This is a genomic window from Effusibacillus consociatus (genome assembly GCF_042652925.1).
Taxonomy (GTDB): Bacteria; Bacillota; Bacilli; order Tumebacillales; family Effusibacillaceae; genus Effusibacillus; species Effusibacillus consociatus.
On the sequence record NZ_JBHSHC010000134.1, the window covers coordinates 1 to 3,728 of the forward strand.

The window sequence follows — 3,728 nt, forward strand, 5'->3', positions numbered from 1 at the left end:
CATATAAAACGAAACTCTATGAAAATAGCTCTAAAATGAAGGTATGTCCAAATAAGCGGGGTTAATCCGCGACCTTTTAGTTCCATCAAAGTATCTCGAAGTTCCCATCCTCCAACAACCCAGAAGGCTCCGCCTGCCCCACGTTTGTCTATTACTTCGATCCCTCTTTCCACGAAGAAATCGAGTAAGCGAAAACTTTGTTTGTCTTCTTGATAAACTGTCGTTGTTGCCAATTCGAGTTTGGTTTGAGTACCTGATAACTCTTCCTGAATCTGTTCACTAAAAAGCTTACGTATTTCCTCAAGTTTTTGGGAATCAATCGAATCCAAGATTCTTTCCAGATCTTCTTCAACCGATGGAGTCTCCTCTTTTTCAAAGAAATCTTCGAAAATATCGTCTTCCTCTTCAACAGGTTCTTGAATCTTACCTGTAGAGTTGGAAAGTATCGATTGCGTAATGGAATTACTTTTCTTTGCCAAAGGATCGTAGTTCTCATCCTTCCAAAGCTGACGTAGTTCAGCAGCCCTGCGAACAATTCTTTCTCTTAGTTCTTCTCTTTGATCGGCATATTCCTCAAAAGTCTCAAGACCTTCCGGCGGAATATTCAATTCCTTCAGCTTCTCAAAGACAGGTTTCATAGCTTTTTCCGGATTGCGGAAAAATTGGCTGCCTCGGATTCTTACAAACTTCCATCCCAATCGTTCCAGTATAGCTTGACGGCCCATATCCTGCACCAACTTCTCAGGGGGGTGCCATTTGTCACCGTCACATTCAACAGCAAGGCGTTTGCCGCCGCCTTCCACAACCAGATCGATGCTGTATGCCCCCACCTGCCACTGAGGTTTGACTCGGTAACCGGCACGTACAAGCCTCTCCAAAACCATTTTCTCGAATGGAGATTGAGTTTCTTTTTCAAGGGTGGCAATCGATCTTGTGATCGCCTGCGGATCCTTAGCATGAAGGATCAGTCTTCTGCGGAGGTCATCCTGCTTCAAATCCGTATCGGGATCCAGGGAATAAACCACCCACATCTGATCGCGTGCCCGACTGGCTGCCACGTTGAACCGTTTTTTGAACTTTTCATCCGCCCGCTTGGTTAAAGGTCCGTCTCCCTTGGGCGAATCGACCATACTCAAGAACATAACATCCCGTTCGTCCCCTTGGAATTGAGCGGAATTTCCACATCTGATTAAACGTCGGTTGAACTCTGTAGGTGTCAGATACTGGCGCAGCAGAGTTTCAATGTGCATGGCCTGTTCATCACCCACCAGCGAGATCACTCCGAATGTTGCATCCTTATATTCTGGTTGTTCGGTTGCAGCCACTAATAGGGAAGCAACATGTAGAGCCTCGGTCGGATTCAACTTGTCGTTTGCAATAGCGTTCTCGACACAGTATGTCACACTAAAGGGTTTTCTCTGTACTTTACTGGCATCCCGCAATGGCATAATCTTGCCATCATAGGAAAGATGGTTGCTGAACTGAATAATATCAGGAACACATCGGAAATGCTCCCTTAACTGAACCATGCCAGCAAAGCTTGTTTTGGCCAGGTCGTAAATAGAAGACTGTCCGTCATAAAGTTGATTGTTTGGAATCCCCTTAAGGAATGTATCAATCATTTGTTGAATTTCTTCCACTCTTTGTCCTACTGCGTCAGGGCTTACCTGCTGATCATCTCCGACAACCACCACTTGTTTGCCCATATAAAGGGCAGTCAAAGCCATTATATCCGACTGGCTGGCTTCGTCAATAATGATCACATCAAAGAAGTTTTTGCGCGGATCAAAATTCTCCACTACTTGGTTCAAAGGCATAATCCAAACCGGGACGGCGGTCTGGCATACAGGCATTAATTTTCGTGCTTCCGCCATAAAAATAGGGACTCTTTTCCCAGTACCTTTCCCTATTTTTTTGACCAGAGCCTTCCACCCCATTAAAGCTTGCCTCTGAGGATGTGTTGTTCGTCTAACTTGTGCAGCCCATGCTTTTTTCTCTACAAGTGCCCCAGTAATCTTGCGCAAATTATCGCTTAGATGGGCAATCTTGTTCTGCAACTCTTCCATAGAGGTATTGGCCCGGTGTTCAAGTTCATCATGAAACTGCCGCCATTTCCATGCAATAGACGGGTCACCTGGTATTTCGCCTTTGCCATGGATACCTTGCCGATTTTCAATGGCTGCCGCCCACATGGGAGCCGTTTTTTTCAGTCTTACCAAATACTTTTGCCGCATCCTTAGTATCGAGGATTGGGAATACAGATCTAGCAATTTTTCATAAGTTTCGCGGTATAACTTTCCATCCAATCGATAGATGGCTTCGTACAGGCGATTTACTACTTCGGACTCCGCAGCTTTTTCTAGCACTATATCTGCTTTTTCCCTTAGATCCTGCAACTGTACCTCATTTCGTCTCCATAATAAGCGATGTCTTTGAGCTTCAAAAAGGGCAGGCACCCTATTCACAACAGCTTCCTTCAACCTAAGGATCTCCGCGTAAGGAGAGAGTCTGGTGGGAATCTCGTTTAGCAAAGAATCCCACTGGAACCCTTGTCGAATTACTTCCTGTTGAAGCGGGGACCAGGTGCCGTGATACCAATCTAAGCAAGTTTTTACGTAGTTTACCAGCAAACGGCACACCTGTTCCGGGTGTTTACCCAGTTCTTCTACTGTTTCGCCGCCACGTGCAGTGACTTGCCGATCCCAGCGCTGAAGGAGTTTTTTCCGTTCCATTTCCAGTCGAACAAACATCTGCAGGGATTCAAACTCTTGAATGGTTTTCGGTTGAGAATCGTTGGTCTTTGCCGCAGACAAGAACTCTTTCCACTTTGAGTGAAACAGCAGAGTAAATGATGTAATTCGTTTCCCTCTATTAAGAAGTGCCAAGATCTCATCAATCACCTTGAGTGTCTGATCGTTCCATTTGTCAGTCGGTAATTCTGGTGCATATTCAAGCAGCTGGGATTGCGTGTTTACAGAGAGTTGGTAGACCTTTTCCACCTGATCAATCAGTTCATCCCATATCTTGCGCTGCATCTCTCCGTCACGACCTGCAAGAATCGTAACTAAGCGCCATTCCGTTTCATCTTGCAGCGGTTCCATGGCAGAACGTAATTTTGAAAGCAACTGTTGAAGGGATTCAGAAGATTGATCGGAAGGTGCTTCTTCCCACAGTTCGATCCCATGCTCCAAGTCTTCTTGCAACAGACTTTCCCTTTCATTTACCAAACTCTCAAACTCCAAGGGAGTAAGCAATTCAGCAGGATCAGGCAGGATGTATCCAAGTTCTTTCTCTTCCTCAAAAGTCAGTTCCACATTACTGCGATACAACTCAGCCAATTCTGTATGGCTTAATGGCTTCGGTTCTCCAAGAGTTACAGGGCCGGGTATCCAGGATTCAGTTTCTTCATGTTCTTTAACAAATCGAGCCGCCTGTGAAGGATTAACCTCTTCGCCAGCTACTACAACAGGACGATATTCATCATTTCGGGCTAATTTTAACCGATTTCGAGTTTCACGGAGCTGTCGAATTAAGTCATTCCGTTGCTTCGTTAGAATAGCGGCCTCTTTTTCAAGCTGGTCAGGATCCAGCGATGACAGCCGCTCCGTAATTACATCGATGGAACCTTCGAGCTGCTGACGGCTTTCTGTCTCACTGTCTGTATTTGTCAACTGAAAATTCCGCCATTCGCTCATTTAATTTTCCCCCACCTGTGAAAACAGGAACTT

Annotated in this window: 1 protein-coding gene; it reads right to left on the reverse strand. The window is 45.4% G+C overall.

Annotation, left to right across the window (positions count from 1 at the left end; all coding sequences use genetic code 11):
* Positions 1-3,695: AAA domain-containing protein (locus ACFO8Q_RS19450; protein ID WP_380028166.1), on the reverse strand; the 3,695-nt coding region annotated here is incomplete at its 3' end.
* Positions 3,696-3,728: the final 33 nt, after the last annotated feature.